The organism is Stenotrophomonas sp. 80084_Sma, assembly GCF_056481995.1.
The window spans coordinates 3,574,429-3,590,497 of sequence record NZ_CM151177.1 but is presented as its reverse complement, the minus strand read 5'-3'; the positions used below and the strand labels follow the sequence as shown (position 1 = coordinate 3,590,497).

The window sequence follows — 16,069 nt, the reverse complement described above, 5'->3', positions numbered from 1 at the left end:
CCGCACCGCCGGCACCCGGCCCGCCTCAAGCACTCCGCCAGCCCATGAATACCGATTACCGTAAGAACCTCCCCGGCAGCACGCTGGATTATTTCGACGCGCGTGCCGCTGTCGATGCGATCCAGCCCGGCGCCTATGCCACCCTGCCGTACACCTCGCGCGTGCTGGCCGAGAACCTGGTGCGCCGCTGCGATCCGGCCACGCTCGGCGATTCGCTTAAGCAGCTGATCGAGCGCCGCCGCGACCTCGATTTCCCGTGGTTCCCGGCGCGCGTTGTGTGCCACGACATCCTCGGCCAGACCGCACTGGTCGACCTGGCCGGCCTGCGTGATGCGATTGCCGACAAGGGCGGTGACCCGGCCAAGGTGAATCCGGTGGTGCCGGTGCAGCTGATCGTCGATCACTCGCTGGCGGTGGAGTGCGGAGGTTTCGATCCGCAGGCGTTCGAGAAGAACCGCGCCATCGAAGATCGCCGCAACGAAGATCGTTTCCACTTCATCGACTGGACCAAGCTGGCCTTCGAGAACGTGGACGTGATTCCGCCGGGCAACGGCATCATGCACCAGATCAACCTGGAGAAGATGTCGCCGGTGGTCTACGTGCAGGACGGCGTGGCCTTCCCGGATACCTGCGTGGGCACCGACAGCCACACCCCGCACGTGGACGCGCTGGGCGTGATCGCGATCGGCGTGGGCGGCCTGGAAGCGGAGAACGTGATGCTGGGCCGCGCGTCCTGGATGCGCCTGCCCGACACCGTCGGTGTCGAACTGAGTGGCCGCCCGCAGCCGGGCATCACCGCCACCGATGTGGTGCTGGCCCTGACCGAGTTCCTGCGCAAGGAACGCGTGGTCGGTGCGTGGCTTGAATTCTTCGGCGAGGGTGCCGCGGCACTGACCATCGGTGACCGCGCCACCATTTCCAACATGTGCCCGGAGTACGGCGCGACCGCCGCGATGTTCTACATCGACGGGCAGACCATCGATTACCTGCGCCTGACCGGCCGCGAGGAATCGCAGGTGGCGCTGGTGGAGAACTACGCCCGTACCACCGGCCTCTGGGCCGATGACCTGGCTACCGCACAATACGAGCGTGTGCTGCGCTTCGACCTGTCCAGCGTGGTGCGCAACATGGCCGGCCCGTCCAACCCGCACAAGCGCGTGGCGACCGCCGAGCTGGCCGAGCGCGGCATCGCCGACGAAGCCAAGCTGGAAGCGGGCAAGGCCGAGCAGGCGCAGGGGCTGATGCCCGACGGCGCGGTGATCATCGCCGCCATCACCAGCTGCACCAATACGTCCAATCCGCGCAACGTGATCGCCGCCGCACTGCTGGCGCGCAAGGCCAACGAGCGTGGCCTGCTGCGCAAGCCGTGGGTGAAGTCGTCGCTGGCGCCGGGTTCGAAGGCGGTGCAGCTGTACCTGGAAGAGGCCGGCCTGCTGCCGGACCTGGAAAAGCTCGGCTTCGGCATCGTCGCCTTCGCCTGCACCACCTGCAACGGCATGAGTGGCGCGCTGGACCCGAAGATCCAGCAGGAAATCATCGATCGCGACCTGTATTCCACCGCCGTGTTGTCGGGCAACCGCAACTTCGATGGCCGCATCCACCCGTATGCGAAGCAGGCCTTCCTGGCTTCGCCGCCGCTGGTGATCGCCTATGCCATCGCCGGCACCGTGCGCTTCGATATCGAGAAGGACGTGCTGGGCGTGGACACCGACGGCAACGAGGTGCGCCTGAAGGACATCTGGCCGAGCGACGCCGAGATCGACGCGGTGGTGAAGGCCTCGGTGAAGCCGGAGCAGTTCCGCCGCGTCTACAACCCGATGTTCAACGTGCGTGTGGAGCACGGTGCGGCGGTCAGCCCGCTGTACGACTGGCGCCCGCAGAGCACCTACATCCGTCGCCCGCCGTACTGGGAGGGCGCGCTGGCCGGTGAGCGTACGCTGTCTGGCATGCGCGCATTGGCGGTGCTGCCGGACAACATCACCACCGACCACCTGTCGCCGTCCAACGCGATCCTGGCGTCCAGTGCCGCCGGTGAGTACCTGGCGAAGATGGGCCTGCCGGAAGAGGACTTCAATTCCTACGCCACCCACCGCGGTGACCACCTGACCGCGCAGCGCGCCACCTTCGCCAACCCGAAGCTGTTCAACGAGATGGTGCGCAACGACGACGGCAGCGTGAAGCAGGGTTCGCTGGCGCGCGTGGAGCCGGAAGGCAAGGTCATGCGCATGTGGGAAGCGATCGAAACCTACATGGACCGCAAGCAGCCGCTGATCATCATCGCCGGTGCCGACTACGGCCAGGGCAGCTCGCGTGACTGGGCCGCCAAGGGCGTGCGCCTGGCCGGCGTGGAGGCGATCGCGGCCGAAGGCTTCGAACGGATTCACCGTACCAACCTGATCGGCATGGGCGTGCTGCCGCTGGAGTTCAAGCCGGGCACCACCCGCCTGACCCTGGGCATCGACGGCACCGAGACCTTCGACGTGATCGGCGAGCGCACCCCGCGCGCCGAGCTGACCCTGGTCATCCACCGCCGCGACGGCCAGGACGTGCTCGTGCCGGTCACCTGCCGCCTGGATAGCGACGAGGAAGTGGCGATCTACGAGGCCGGCGGTGTGCTGCAGCGCTTCGCCCAGGACTTCCTGGAAGGCGCCAAGGTGGCGTGATGCCGGACTGAATGCCTGCCCCCGGAGGCCGGGGGCGGGCTTGTCCGACACCAGGGCAGGGCGCACACTGACTTGGCAAAAACTGCCAAAGGAGAGTTTCATGGCCACCATGAACATTTCGCTGACCGATCCGCTCAAGCAGTTCGTGGACGAAGAAGTGCGCGAAGGCGGCTACTCCAGCACGTCGGACTATGTGCGTGACCTGATCCGCCAGCGCCAGCGCAGCAAGGCTGAAGAGCTGCTCAAGCAGCTGATTGCCGAGGGGCTGGCTTCTGGGCCTGCCGTTCCGGTGACTGCGGCCACATTCGAGCGGATGCGTCGCGAGCTGACCGAAAGGATGGAGCGTGAAGGCGATTGAATGGAGGCCCCGGGCCGAGACAGACGCAGCCGACGCCGCGCTGTGGTACGCACGACAGGGAGGGCTGGCACTGGGTCAGCGCTTTCTCGCCGAGCTGGAGGCCACGCTTCAACGTATTGCGATGTTCCCTGCGTCAGGTTCCGTCCGCCATGCCGACCTCGCCGCACAGTTGCCGGCACTCCTGCGCTTCATGCAGGTTCCGGGCTTTGAACGCTATCTCGTCTACTACCTCGATCTGCCGGACCGCGTGGACGTCATGCGGGTGTGGTGCGTTGATCGTGGCCTTGACGCACTGATGCAAGACATTTCCTGAAATCCAAACGCTTGGATCCGACGATGAATTTTCTTCCGCAACTCCGAATTCCCGCCACCTACATGCGCGGCGGCACCAGCAAGGGCGTGTTCTTCCGCCTGCAGGATCTTCCCGAAGCCGCGCAGGTGCCGGGCGCCGCACGCGATGCGCTGCTGATGCGCGTGATCGGTTCGCCCGATCCGTATGGCAAGCAGACCGACGGCATGGGCGGCGCCACCTCCAGCACCAGCAAGTGCGTGATCATCTCCACCGCTTCGGTGCCTGACCACGATGTCGACTACCTGTATGGCCAGGTGTCGATCGACACCGCCTTCGTCGATTGGAGCGGCAACTGCGGCAATCTCAGCACTGCGGTGGGTCCGTTCGCCATCGCCAACGGCCTGATCGATCCTGCCCGCGTGCCGCGCGATGGCCTGTGCACCGTGCGCATCTGGCAGGCCAACATCGGCAAGACCATCATCGCGCACGTGCCGATGCGCGATGGCGAAGTACAGGAGATCGGCGATTTCGAGCTGGATGGCGTGACCTTCCCGGCCGCCGAGATCCAGCTGGAATTCATCGATCCGTCCGATGACGGCGATGCGGGCGCGATGTTCCCGACCGGCAACCTGGTCGACACCCTCGATGTCCCCGGCGTGGGCAGTTTCGAGGTGACGATGATCACCGCCGGCATCCCGACCATCTTCCTCAACGCCGCCGACCTGGGTTACGCCGGTACCGAGCTGCAGCCGGCGATCAACGAAGACAAGGCGGCACTGCAGAAATTCGAGACCATCCGCGCCTACGGCGCCTTGCGCATGGGCCTGATCAACTCGCTGGAAGACGCTGCGACCCGCCAGCACACGCCTAAGGTGGCGTTCGTTGCACCGGCGCAGGACTATGTGTCATCCAGCGGCAAGGCCATTCCGGCCTCGGCCATCGATCTGCATGCGCGCGCATTGTCGATGGGCAAGCTGCACCACGCGATGATGGGTACCGCCGCCGTGGCGATCGGCACCGCAGCAGCGATTCCGGGCACCCTGGTCAATCGCGCGGCCGGTGGTGGTGAACGCGAAGCGGTGACCTTTGGTCACCCTTCCGGCACGTTGCGCGTGGGTGCGCAGGCCGGCCTCGTTGACGGCCAGTGGACAGTAAGCAAGGCCATCATGAGCCGCAGCGCCCGCGTGCTGATGGAAGGCAAGGTGCGGGTGCCGGCCGAGTGATGCGTTGGTAAACGCCAACCAAGGTTGGCGACTACCGGGCCGCAGTGACCAATTGCTTTGGTAGATGCCAACCTTGGTTGGCATGGTGCACGGGCAACCGTGCACCGTAACGAGGAGATCGACGATGTCCGACAACCACACCCCATCCAACGAGCGTGCAGCGTGGGATGCGCTGCTGGTGGACATCGTCGACTACGTGCGCGACGCCCGCATCGACTCACCGCTGGCGTTCCAGACCGCGCACCACTGCCTGCTTGATACGCTGGGCTGCGGTCTGGAAGCGCTGTCCTTCCCGGCCTGCAGCAAGCTGCTCGGTCCCGTGGTGCCGGGCATCAGCGCGGTCAACGGCGCACGCGTACCGGGCACGCACTACGTGCTGGACCCGGTGCAGGCGGCGTTCAATCTGGGCGCGATGGTGCGCTGGCTCGATTTCAACGACACCTGGCTGGCCGCCGAATGGGGCCACCCGTCGGACAATCTGGGCGGAATCCTCGCCGTCTGCGACTGGCTGGGACGCAACGCGCAGGCCCTGCGCCGCCCGCCGCCGACCGTGCACGACGTGCTGCTGGCGATGATCAAGGCGCACGAGATCCAGGGTGTACTGGCCCTGCAGAATTCCTTCAATCGGGTCGGGCTGGACCATGTGGTGCTGGTCAAGGTCGCCACCACCGCTGTGGTGGCGCAGCTGCTCGGGCTTGATCGCGAACGCATGCTCAATGCTGTGTCGCTGGCCTGGGTCGATGGCCAGGCGCTGCGGACCTACCGGCACGCGCCCAACACCGGTTCGCGCAAGAGCTGGGCCGCCGGCGACGCCACCAGCCGTGGCGTGCGCCTGGCGCTGATCGCGGCAACGGGTGAAATGGGCTATCCGAGCGTGCTCAGTGCACCGACCTGGGGCTTCGAGGCTGTGTCCATGCATGGCCAGGCACTGACGCTGGAGCGGCCGCTGGGCAGCTATGTGATGGAGAACGTGCTGTTCAAGATCAGCTACCCGGCCGAGTTCCACGGCCAGACCGCAGTGGAGGCAGCGATCACGCTGCACCAGCAATTGCGCGTGGCCGGGCGGCGCGTCGAGGACATCGAACACATCGCGATCCGGACCCAGGATGCCTGCATCCGCATCATCGACAAGCAGGGCCCGCTGCACAATCCGGCCGACCGCGACCACTGCGTGCAGTACATGATCGCCATCGCGCTGCTGCATGGGCGGCTGGTGGCCGAGGACTATGAGGACGACGTCGCCGCCGATCCGCGCATCGACGCATTGCGCGCAAAGATGGCCTGCCACGAGGATCCGCAGCTCAGCGCCGACTACCTGGACCCGGACAAGCGCAGCATCGCCAACGGCCTCAGCGTGCGCTTCAACGATGGCAGTGAACTGCCGGAAGTGCTGGTGGAGTACCCGCTTGGCCACGCCCGACGCCGCGGAGAAGGCATTCCGCTGCTGATGGACAAGTTCCGCCGGCACCTGGCCCATCGCTTCCCGACCGCCCAGCAGCAGCGCATCCTGGCGGCATCGCTGGACCCGGTGGCGCTGGCGGCGATGCCGGTGACCGATTACGTGGACCTGTACCTGCCGGGGTAGCAACGCTTTGGTGGGTGCCAACCTTGGTTGGCACGGGCCCAACGCCAACCAAGGTTGGCGGCTATCGGGACCGCCTTGGTCGGCACGGATCCGATCCAGCCGGGCGCGGCCCGGTGCCACCGTTCCGATGCATTCCTGCCGAATTCGCGTCAACACCTTGACGCGGCCTGCCTATAATGGCCACCTCGATCAAGGAGTGACGACATGAGCGGTCCGGCACGGCGGAAGCGGTGGGGATGGGCGGCGGCGGTACTGGCAGGAGGCCTGTTGCTGGGCCTGGCCGGCTGCCGCAACGACAGCGGGCAGCTGCCCAAGGCCAGCGGTGAAGCGATCACCACCCAGGCCGAGCAGGTGAAGGAATTCACCCTGCTGCGCGCCTACCCGGACCAGAAGAATGACGGCCTGTCGCTGGCGCTGGAGTTCTCGCGCCCGCTGGTTGGCACCCAGGATTTCGACAAGCTGGTGCGCTTCGAAGAGAAGGTCGGCACCGACGACAGCAGCTGGACGCTGTCCGATGACGGCCTGACCCTCCGCTATCCGTTCGTGGAGGCCGGCAAGGAGTTCAGCCTGGTGGTCTCGCCCGACCTGCTGGCCGCCGATGGCAGTCGCCTGGGCAAGGAACTGAAGCAGAAGGTGTTCAGCGGCGAGCTGAAGCCGGTGGTCGGCTTCGCCTCGCAGGGCAGCGTGCTGCCGGCCAAGGACAGCCGTGGCCTGCCGGTGGTCTCGGTGAACGTGCCCGAGGTTGACGTCGAATTCCTGCGCGTGCGCGAGAAGGACCTGCCGACCTTCTTCAGCCAGTACCAGCGCGGCGGCCGCCGTGGCAGCTGGGAGCTGAGCAGCGACTACGAACGCAGCCCGATCAACAAACTGGCCGAGCCGGTCTACGTCAACCGCTTCATCCTCGGCGGCAAGAAGAACGAGCGGGTGCTGACCTACCTGCCGACCCAGGACATCAAGGAACTGCAGGAGCCGGGCCTGTACTTTGCCCTGCTCAAGCGCACCGGCGACTATGAAGGCGAGTTCGATACCGCGTTCTTCTCGGTCAGCGACATCGGCCTGCATACCCGCGCCTACAAGGACAAGCTGTTCGTGCACACCGCCGGCCTCAAGGACGGTGCGCCGCTGAAGAGCATCGACCTGCGTGTGCTGGACGCCAAGGGCGAGGTGGTGCTGAAGGGCAGCACCGACGGCAACGGCAATGCGCTGCTGAACTACACCCTGGATGCCACCCACGTGCTGGTCGCCAGCACGGGCAAGGACACCAGCTTCCTGCCGTTCAACCAGCCGGCGCTGGACCTGAGCGAATTTGCCGTGGCCGGTCGTGACAATGCCTGGTTCGACGTTTACGCCTGGTCCGGCCGTGACCTGTACCGCCCGGGCGAGACCGTGCGCCTGTCCGCCCTGCTGCGCGACAACGACGGCAAGCCGGTCAAGGCGCAGCCGGTGTTCCTGCGCCTGAAGCAGCCCGACGGCAAGACCTTCCGCGAGACCCGCCTGCAGCCGGGCGAGCAGGGCTACATCAACTTCGAGCAGGTCATTCCCGCTGAAGCGCCGACCGGGCGCTGGCAGGTCGAGTTCCGCACCGATCCGGCCAGCAAGGACGCGATCCAGGGCATGACCCTGCGCATCGAGGAGTTCCTGCCCGAGCGCATGAAGCTGGACCTGGACAGCGCCCAGAAGACGCTGAAGCCGGGCGAGGACCTTCGCCTGCAGGCCAATGGTGCCTACCTGTACGGTGCGCCGGCCGACGGCAACCGTTTCACCGCGCGCATGGCGGTGGCCGCCGAGCAGCAGCCGGTCGAGGGCCTGCCGGGCTATTTCTTCGGTGACCCGACCCTGCAGCTGCCACGCGAAGCCAAGGACGTGATCGACACCACGCTGCCGGGCAACGGTCAGCTGCGTGAGGATGTTGCGTTGCCGGAAGAGGCGGCCAAGGCCAAGGCACCGATCGCCGTGGTGCTGTCCGGCAGCCTGTATGAAACCGGTGGCCGCACGGTCACCCGTACCCTGAAGCGGGTGATGTGGCCGGCCAACGCGCTGGTCGGCGTGCGGCCGCTGTTCAACCCCGACGATGGTGCTGATTCCAACGGCAATGCGCGCTTCGAACTGATGCGTGTGGATGCCGTCGGTGCGCCGCAGCCGGCCAAGGGCCTGAAGATCACCCTGGTACGCGAGCTGCGCGACTACCACTGGACCTTCAACGACAACCGCTGGGACTACGATTTCACCCGCCGCTTCGAGAACAAGGAAACGCGCACCGTCGACGCCGGCAGCAGCGCGGTCGCCTTCGATTTCCCGGTGGAGTGGGGCGAGTACCGGGTGGACGTGTTCGATCCGTCCACCGGCCTGACCAGCCGCTACCCGTTCCGTGCCGGCTGGAGCTGGGGCGATGACAACCGCGGCCTGGACGCGCGCCCGGACAAGGTCAAGCTGGGCCTGGACAAGACCGGCTACAAGGCCGGTGACACCCTGGAAGTGACGGTGACCCCGCCGCATGCCGGCAAGGGCATCCTGATGGTCGAGACCGACCGCATGCTGTACGTGCAGGACATCGACGCCAAGCCGGGGTCGACCTTCAAGATTCCAGTCACCGCCGACTGGGAGCGCCACGACGTCTACATCACCGCGCTGGTGTTCCGTGGCGGCAGTGCGCCGAGCAAGATCACCCCGGCGCGTGCCGTGGGCGTGGTGCATGTGCCGATGGACCGCAAGGGCCGCACCGTGGCGGTCGGCCTGGTGGCGCCCAAGCAGATGCGCCCGGAGCAGGACCTGCCGGTGACGGTCAGTGCACCGCAGCTGGCCGGCAAGATGGCGCACGTCACCGTCTCGGCGGTGGACGTGGGCATCCTCAACATCACCCGCTTCCCGGTGCCCGATGCCGGTGCGCACTTCTTCGCCCAGCGTCGCCTCGGCATCGATGCCTACGACATCTACAGCCGGGTGATCGAGAGCTTTGATGGCGGTGCCGGCAAGCTGAAGTTCGGTGGCGACATGGCGTTGCAGGCATTGCCGCAGGCCAAGCGCCCGACCGCGCGCGTGCAGACCGTGGACCTGTTCTCCGGCCCGGTGCAGCTCGATGCCAAGGGCATCGCCCGCATCCGCCTGAAGGTGCCGGACTTCAACGGCACGCTGCGGGTGTCGGCGCTGGTCTACAGCGATGACCAGTACGGCAAGCGCGATGTGGAAACCGTGGTGCGCGCGCCGATCCTGGCCGAAGCCAGCATGCCGCGCGTGCTCGCCCCGGGCGACCGCAGCACCGTGACCCTGGACGTGCAGAACTTCACCGGCAAGCCGGGGCAGTTCAACGTGAAGGTGGACACCGAGGGCCCGCTGAACCTGGGCGAGGGCAGCCGCAGCGTGCAGTTGAATGCTGATGCCAAGACAACGCTGAGTTTCCCGCTGTCGGCGCGTGAGGGCCACAGCGTGGCCAAGGTGCGCGTACGTGTGGACGGCAACGGCTTCAAGGCCGATCGCCGCTACGAGCTGCCGGTGCGTGCGGCGTGGCCGCAGGTGCTGCGTTCGCAGGTGCGCACGCTGGATCCGCTGGCAGCGGTCAGTCTCGACAACAGCCTGACCGATGGCCTGATGTCCGAGTCGGTGAATGCCCGCCTGCTGGTCAGCCCGCTGCCGCCGATTCCGTTCGCCAGTGCGCTGCAGGGCGCGCTGAACTACCCGTACGGCTGTGCCGAGCAGACCACCAGCAAGGGCTACGCCGCGCTGATCCTGGACCAGGCGACGTCGTCGATGCTCGGTGCCGATGGCCTGGATGCCAAGACCCGTCGCGAACGCATGGAAGGTGCGTTCGGTCGCCTGGCGTCGATGCAGGTGGCCAACGGCAACTTCTCGATGTGGGGTGACGACGGCTACGTGAACCCGTGGCTGACGCCTTACATCACCGAGTTCCTGCTCGATGCCAAGGACGCCGGCTTCGCGGTGCCGGACAACGTGCTGCAGAAGGCACTGAACCGGCTCAGCGAGGACCTGCTGTCCGGCGGCAACCAGTTCTACGGCCAGGACGACCGTGAGAAGCTGAAGTTCGCCAACCAGGCGTATTCGGGCTATGTGCTGGCCCGGGTCAACCGTGCGCCGCTGGGCACCCTGCGCACGCTGTACGACAACGAGCGCAGCAAGGCGGTCGGCGGCCTGTCGCTGGTCCATCTGGGCGTGGCGCTGTCGCTGCAGGGTGATGCCAAGCGTGGCCAGGCCGCGCTGACCGCAGCCTTCGCCAAGTCCAGCAGCGAACGCCCGTCCTACTTCGGCGACTACGGCAGCGCCATCCGTGATGACGCGCTGATGATCGCGCTGACCCACGAAAACAAGCTGGCCAAGCCGGCCTGGGATGCGCGTGCGGTCGATCTTGGCCGTGGCCTGGATGCGCGCCGCAATGCCGGCTGGATGTGGCTGAGCACGCAGGAACAGGTGGCGATTGCCCGCCTCGGCAAGGCGCTTGCTGCCAACCAGAAGGCGCTGGTGGCCGGTGAGCTGGTGATCGGTGGCAACACCGAAGCCATCGGCGAGCGCAAGCTGTTCGGCCGCAACTTCAGCGCCAGTGAGCTGGCCAGCGGCGTGCGCTTCACCCCGCAGGGGCAGCCGCCGATGTTCGCCAGCATCGACGTGGCCGGTATTCCGCGCAGCGCACCGGCGCCGGACAACAGCGTGCTGGGCGTTGAGCGCAGCTACTACGGCACCGATGGCAAGCCGTGGTCGCCGCGCCCGCTGAAGGAAGGCGAAGCACTGATCGTGCGCGTCACCGTTACCGCCGACACCACGATGCCCGATGCACTGCTGACCGATCTGCTGCCGGCGGGCCTGGAGATCGAGAACTTCAACCTGGGCGATGCGAAGCAGTGGGCCGACGTGGTGGTCGATGGCATCACCATCAGCGATCGTGGTGAAGCCGCCGATACCAAGCACGAGGAGTTCCGCGACGACCGCTATGTGGCTGCGCTGAAGCTCTCGCGTGGCAGCAAGGCCAACGTGTTCTATCTGGTGCGTGCGGTGACCCCGGGTACCTACTCGGTGCCGCCGCCGCTGGTGGAGGACATGTACCGGCCGCAGCTGCGTGGCGTCGGCCGTAGCAACCCGACCACGATCACGGTGGTACAGCCGTGACCGCGCGGACGGGCCGCGACGGCGCGGCCCGTCCCGCTGGCAAGCTCCAATCCGGCACGCTGCAATGAAGAAGACGATGTCGATCCGGCTGGCGGCCCTGCGCCGCCGGTTGCGGCCGCTGTGGCCGTGGCTGCGCTGGGGCACGGCCGCCACGCTGGCGCTGCTGCTGGTGCTGGATTTCGCCTTCCCGCCGCCGCTGCCGAAGCAGCGCGATACCAGCACCCTGGTGGTGGCTGCCGACGGTACGCCGCTGCGTGCGTTCGCCGATGCCGAGGGCGTGTGGCGCTATCCGGCATCGATCGACAGCGTCTCGCCGCTGTACCTGCAGGCGCTGCTGACCTACGAAGACCGCTGGTTCTGGCGCCATCCGGGTATCAACCCGCTGGCCATCCTGCGTGCCAGCGGCCAGCTGCTGCGCGGTGGTCGCATTGTTTCCGGCGGCTCGACCCTGACCATGCAGGTCGCGCGCATCCTCGACCCGCATACGCGCACGCCCTGGGGAAAGCTCAAGCAGATGCTGCGCGCGGTGCAGCTGGAAGTGCATCTGAGCAAGCAGCAGATCCTGGCCCTGTATCTGGAGCGCGCGCCCTACGGTGGCACCATCGAGGGCGTGGAAGCGGCCAGCTGGGCCTATCTGGGCAAGCCGGCGGCGCAGCTGTCACATGCCGAGGCCGCCTTGCTGGCGGTACTGCCACAGGCACCGAGCCGGCTGCGCCCAGACCGCCACCCGGAAGCCGCGCAGAAAGCGCGCGACAAGGTGCTGTCACGCATGGCCGAACTGGGCGCGTGGACGCCGGAGGAAGTGCAGGATGCGCGCATCGAGAACGTGGTGGCACGCTCGCTGCGACCTCCGTTGCACGCCGCGCTGCTGGCGCAGCGCCTGCATTCGGCGCATCCGGGCCAGGCGCGCATCCAGAGCAGCATCGACATCGGCCTGCAGCGCACGCTGGAAGAACGCGTGGCGAGCTATTTCTCGACACTGCCCGAGCGTACTTCGGCGGCCTTGCTGGTGGTCGACAACCAGACTCTGCAGGCGCGTGCCTACGTCGGTACGTTGTCCTTTGGTGACCGCCAGCGGCTCGGCCACGTCGACATGGTGCAGGCCTGGCGGTCGCCGGGCTCCACGCTCAAGCCGTTCCTGTATGCGATGGCGCTGGACGATGGCCTGATCCATTCGGAAAGCCTGCTGGTCGATGCGCCGCAGAGTTTCGGCAGCTACCGGCCCGGCAATTTCGACATGGCCTTCAATGGGCCGATTGGTGCCTCCAGTGCATTGCGGCTGTCACTCAATGTGCCCTCGGTGGACCTGCTGCAGCGGGTCGGGGCCGCGCGCTTCGCCGCGCGCCTGTCGCACTCCGGCATCCAGCTGCGCTTCCCGCCGGGCAGCACGCCCAACCTCTCGCTGATTCTGGGCGGTACCGGTGCGCGGCTGGAAGATCTGGTCGGCGCGTTCGCGGCGCTGAACCGCAACGGCATTGCCGGACGCGTGCGCTACACCGATGACGAACCGATGATCGAGCGGCGCCTGGCCTCGCCGGGCGCCAGCTGGATCGTGCGCGAAATGCTGGAATCGAACCCGCGCCCAGGCTACAGCGTCGGTACGTTCGATGTCGGTGGCCGCCCGCGTGTGGCGTGGAAGACCGGCACCAGTTACGGGTACCGCGATGCGTGGGCAATCGGCAGCACGCGCCACTACACCGTGGGCGTGTGGGTGGGCCGGCCGGACGGCACACCGCTACCGGGCCAGTACGGCGCGGTGACCGCGCTGCCGCTGATGTTCGAAGTGGTGGACAGCCTGCCGCGCCAGCGCGGCGATTCGGCTGCTGCACCGATGCCGGCAAGTGTCAGCCAGGAAGATATCTGCTGGCCCACCGGCGAACGCGCCGAAGGCCTGCCGACGGCACTGTGCCAGCGGCGGATGTCGGCCTATCTGCTGGACGGCGCGGCACCACCGACCTTCCCCGAGCGCGAGGCGCGGCGCTGGCAACCGGGGCGCCAGCGTTACCTGGCCGACGCGCGGACCGGTCTGCGTGTATCCGCTGATTGCCGTTTGCCGCATGAGGAAGTCGCGCGAGAGATCGCGCGCTGGCCGGCGTTGTTGTCACCGTGGCTGCCCAAGGCCACGCGCGCTGCCTCGCAGTTGCCGGCGCTGTCGCCGGATTGCCGCGACGACGGGCGTGAGGCCAGCGTGGCCTTGCACATCGATGGCCTCAATGATGGCGCCACGCTGGCGCGTGCACCCAATGCCGAACATGGCGTGCGCCTGCAGCTGCGCGCGCTGGGCAGCGAGCAGGCGGTGGACTGGCTGCTGGATGGCCGTTGGATCGCGCAGACCCGTGGCGCGCAGTTGATGCAGCGCGAGTTTGCCGAGCCGGGCGCACACACCCTGACCGCGCTGGCGGCCGACGGTGCGTGGACGCAGGTGCGGTTCAACGTCCTGCGGTAGGTGCTGGGAATGGCCCGGCGACCCGACGGATCCATGCTCTGGTAGGTGCCAACCTTGGTTGGCACGCGATAAATGCGCCCACCAAGGTGGGCATCTACCAAGGCGTATGCGGGGCCGCTATTCCCCGATCCACCCATCCAGCAGGTCGGCGAACTCATCGGCGTGCTCCTCTTCCTGTGCAAGGATCTCTTCAAGGATGCGCTTGGTGGTGGTATCGCGGTCGCCGATGAAGTTGATCATCTCGCGGTAGCTGTCGATGGCGATGCGTTCGGCCACCAGATTCTCGCGGACCATGTCGCGCAGGTCGCTGCCTTCCTTGTACTCGGCATGCGAGCGCGCGGTCAGCGTGTCGGGGTTGAAGTCCGGCTCGCCGCCGAGCTGGACGATGCGCTCGGCCAGCTTGCCGGCGTGCGCCTGTTCCTGCTGTGCATGTTCGAGGAATTCGGCTTTCACCGCGTCGGCCAGCATGCCCTTGGCCATGAAGTAGTGCCGGTAGTAGCGCAGCACGCATACGTACTCGGTGGCCAGTGCATCGTTGAGCAGCTTGATCACGACCTTGCGATCGGCGCTGTAGCTGTCGGTGATCGCACCGTCTTCGATATTGCGACGGGCGCGTTCGCGCAGGGTCTTGCGGTCACTGATGCCGGGCACCTTTGCGGCAGGCTTTGCGGCTTTGGCTGGCTTGGTGGACATGGCTGGCCGTTTCCTCTTGCGGTGGAAGATCAGGTTGGCAGGTGCTCCAGCACGTATTCGGCCGAAGACACTTCGAACTGGCCGGGCTGCTCGATCCAGGCCGCACGCACCACGCCATCCACCACGTACAGGGCGAAACGGCGTGAGCGGATGCCCATGCCCGAGGCGCTGGCGTCGAGCTCCAGGCCGAGCGCGCGGGTCAGTTCGGCATTGCCGTCGGACAGCATCAGCAGGCCATCGGGCACGCTCTGGTCGGCAGCCCATGCCTTCATCACGAACGGGTCGTTGACGGCCATGCAGTAGACGTCGATGCCGCGCTGGCGGAACGCCTGGAACTTCTCGACGTAGCCGGGCAGGTGGCGGGCCGAGCAGGTCGGGGTGAACGCGCCGGGCACGGCGAACAGCACCACCTTGCGTGCGTCGAACAGCGAATGCGTATCGAGCGTTTCGATGCCCTCGCGGATGCGCTTGAGGGTCACTTCCGGAATGCGGTCGCCGACATGGATGGTCATGGGGAACTCCTTGCTGGGGCAGGCTAGTGGGCCGGATGGGACAGGGGCGTCAAGACATTGGAAAACCCGTGTGCAGGCCCCATCTTCAGGCTTTGCGGCGGGGGCTTCCAGCCACAGCGTGGCGCATGGGGATGGCAGCCGCATTGCGCAGGATCAGTCGGCCTCACCGTGGCCGCACGAGGGGCGGCGTAGCATGCCGGCGCGTAGAATGAACCCGGGGCGGCGCCACCGGCGCGGCCGAAGCAGATCGAGGTAGCTGGATGGAATTCAAGGATTACTACGCCACCCTGGGGGTGGAACCGAGCGCGGGCGAGGCGGAGATCAAGACCGCCTACCGCCGGCTGGCACGCAAGTACCACCCGGACGTCAGCAAGGAGGCCGGGGCCGAAGACAAGTTCAAGGCGGTCAACGAGGCCTACGAGGCGCTGCGCGATCCGGAAAAGCGCGCGGCCTATGACCAGCTGCGCGCGCAGGGCTATCGCCCGGGCGAGGAGTTCAACGTGCCGCCGAACTATGGTGGTGCTGGCGGTTTCAATTTCGAGGAAGTATTCGGCGGTGGCGGCCCCAATGGAGGCTTCAGCGACTTCTTCGAGAGCCTGTTCGCGCGCCAGCGTGGCGGTGGTGGCGCTGGTCCGGGGCCGGGCTTCAGCAGCCAGGGCCACGCGCCCAACCGCGATACCCGCGCCAAGCTGTCGGTTCCGCTGGAAGCGGCCTACAGCGGCGACAGCCTGCGCATCACCGTCAACGGCAAGCAGCTGGACGTGCGCGTGCCCAAGGGCATCCGCCCCGGCCAGGTGATCCGCCTGGCCGGGCAGGGCAACCATGGCGGCAACCTGCTGCTGGAAGTGGAGTACGCCGCACACCCGCGGTTCGAAGTCGATGGCCGCAACATCCTCTATACGTTGCCGGTGACGCCGTGGCAGGCCGCGCTGGGTACCAGCATCAGCGTGCCGACCCTGGGCGGTGCGGTGGAGTTGAAGATTCCGGCCGATTCCGATGCCGGCCGCAAGCTGCGTCTGCGTGGCCGTGGCCTGCCGGGCAACCCGGATGGCGACCAGATTGTTGAAATCGAGATCGTGGCCCCGGCCGCGACCGATGAGGCGCAGAAGAAGGCGTACCGGAACCTGGCCAAGGCCTTCGGCGAGACCATTTGAAGGTAGTGCCGGCCGCTGGCCGGCAACTTCA

General features: G+C 66.9%; 10 protein-coding genes. 8 read left to right on the top strand and 2 right to left on the bottom strand.

Annotated features, from left to right (window positions below):
- Positions 1-44: 44 nt before the first annotated feature.
- The 7 genes from acnD to pbpC all read left to right on the top strand — a co-directional run bounded on the left by acnD (position 45) and on the right by pbpC (position 13,679).
- Positions 45-2,663 (top strand): Fe/S-dependent 2-methylisocitrate dehydratase AcnD, encoded by a 2,619-nt coding sequence (gene acnD / locus ACZK3W_RS16660; RefSeq protein WP_071228106.1) that lies wholly within the window; start codon positions 45-47, stop codon positions 2,661-2,663.
- A gap of 100 nt (positions 2,664-2,763) precedes the next feature.
- A complete protein-coding gene (locus ACZK3W_RS16655; RefSeq protein ID WP_006384133.1) occupies positions 2,764-3,021 on the top strand; it encodes a type II toxin-antitoxin system ParD family antitoxin in 258 nt (85 codons plus the stop codon).
- On the top strand, positions 3,008-3,334 hold the full coding sequence (locus ACZK3W_RS16650; RefSeq protein WP_006384132.1) for a type II toxin-antitoxin system RelE/ParE family toxin: 327 nt from the start codon (positions 3,008-3,010) through the stop codon (positions 3,332-3,334). The genes ACZK3W_RS16655 and ACZK3W_RS16650 overlap by 14 nt, the downstream gene beginning before the upstream one ends.
- A gap of 23 nt (positions 3,335-3,357) precedes the next feature.
- Positions 3,358-4,536 (top strand): 2-methylaconitate cis-trans isomerase PrpF, encoded by a 1,179-nt coding sequence (gene prpF, locus ACZK3W_RS16645; RefSeq protein WP_197616314.1) that lies wholly within the window; start codon positions 3,358-3,360, stop codon positions 4,534-4,536.
- Between the two features lie 124 nt (positions 4,537-4,660).
- Complete coding sequence (locus ACZK3W_RS16640; RefSeq protein ID WP_197616316.1) at positions 4,661-6,121, top strand: bifunctional 2-methylcitrate dehydratase/aconitate hydratase; 1,461 nt, start codon at positions 4,661-4,663, stop codon at positions 6,119-6,121.
- A gap of 204 nt (positions 6,122-6,325) precedes the next feature.
- Positions 6,326-11,233: an alpha-2-macroglobulin family protein gene (locus ACZK3W_RS16635; protein WP_197616318.1), complete on the top strand. Its 4,908-nt coding sequence runs from the start codon at positions 6,326-6,328 to the stop codon at positions 11,231-11,233.
- Positions 11,234-11,297: 64 nt separating this feature from the next.
- Positions 11,298-13,679: a penicillin-binding protein 1C gene (gene pbpC, locus ACZK3W_RS16630; protein WP_197631860.1), complete on the top strand. Its 2,382-nt coding sequence runs from the start codon at positions 11,298-11,300 to the stop codon at positions 13,677-13,679.
- A gap of 117 nt (positions 13,680-13,796) precedes the next feature.
- Here the strand turns inward: pbpC and ACZK3W_RS16625 are convergent, their stop codons facing one another.
- Together ACZK3W_RS16625 and ACZK3W_RS16620 are read right to left on the bottom strand one after the other, a co-directional pair.
- A complete protein-coding gene (locus ACZK3W_RS16625; protein ID WP_049421227.1) occupies positions 13,797-14,372 on the bottom strand; it encodes a ferritin-like domain-containing protein in 576 nt (191 codons plus the stop codon).
- 29 nt (positions 14,373-14,401) lie between these two features.
- On the bottom strand, positions 14,402-14,884 hold the full coding sequence (locus ACZK3W_RS16620; RefSeq protein ID WP_032127816.1) for a peroxiredoxin: 483 nt from the start codon (positions 14,882-14,884) through the stop codon (positions 14,402-14,404).
- A gap of 260 nt (positions 14,885-15,144) precedes the next feature.
- On the opposite strand from ACZK3W_RS16620, the gene ACZK3W_RS16615 reads away from it, so the two are divergent.
- Positions 15,145-16,038 (top strand): DnaJ C-terminal domain-containing protein, encoded by an 894-nt coding sequence (locus ACZK3W_RS16615; RefSeq protein WP_197616322.1) that lies wholly within the window; start codon positions 15,145-15,147, stop codon positions 16,036-16,038.
- The last annotated feature ends 31 nt before the right edge of the window (positions 16,039-16,069 follow it).

Bases quoted from the DNA above. Each gene is read 5' to 3' on its own strand.
- pbpC (WP_197631860.1), top strand. From the start codon at position 11,298: ATGAAGAAGACGATGTCGATCCGGCTGGCGGCCCTGCGCCGCCGGTTG.
- ACZK3W_RS16635 (WP_197616318.1), top strand. From the start codon at position 6,326: ATGAGCGGTCCGGCACGGCGGAAGCGGTGGGGATGGGCGGCGGCGGTA.
- ACZK3W_RS16625 (WP_049421227.1), bottom strand. From the start codon at position 14,372: ATGTCCACCAAGCCAGCCAAAGCCGCAAAGCCTGCCGCAAAGGTGCCC.
- ACZK3W_RS16655 (WP_006384133.1), top strand. From the start codon at position 2,764: ATGGCCACCATGAACATTTCGCTGACCGATCCGCTCAAGCAGTTCGTG.
- ACZK3W_RS16615 (WP_197616322.1), top strand. From the start codon at position 15,145: ATGGAATTCAAGGATTACTACGCCACCCTGGGGGTGGAACCGAGCGCG.
- prpF (WP_197616314.1), top strand. From the start codon at position 3,358: ATGAATTTTCTTCCGCAACTCCGAATTCCCGCCACCTACATGCGCGGC.
- ACZK3W_RS16640 (WP_197616316.1), top strand. From the start codon at position 4,661: ATGTCCGACAACCACACCCCATCCAACGAGCGTGCAGCGTGGGATGCG.
- ACZK3W_RS16620 (WP_032127816.1), bottom strand. From the start codon at position 14,884: ATGACCATCCATGTCGGCGACCGCATTCCGGAAGTGACCCTCAAGCGC.
- acnD (WP_071228106.1), top strand. From the start codon at position 45: ATGAATACCGATTACCGTAAGAACCTCCCCGGCAGCACGCTGGATTAT.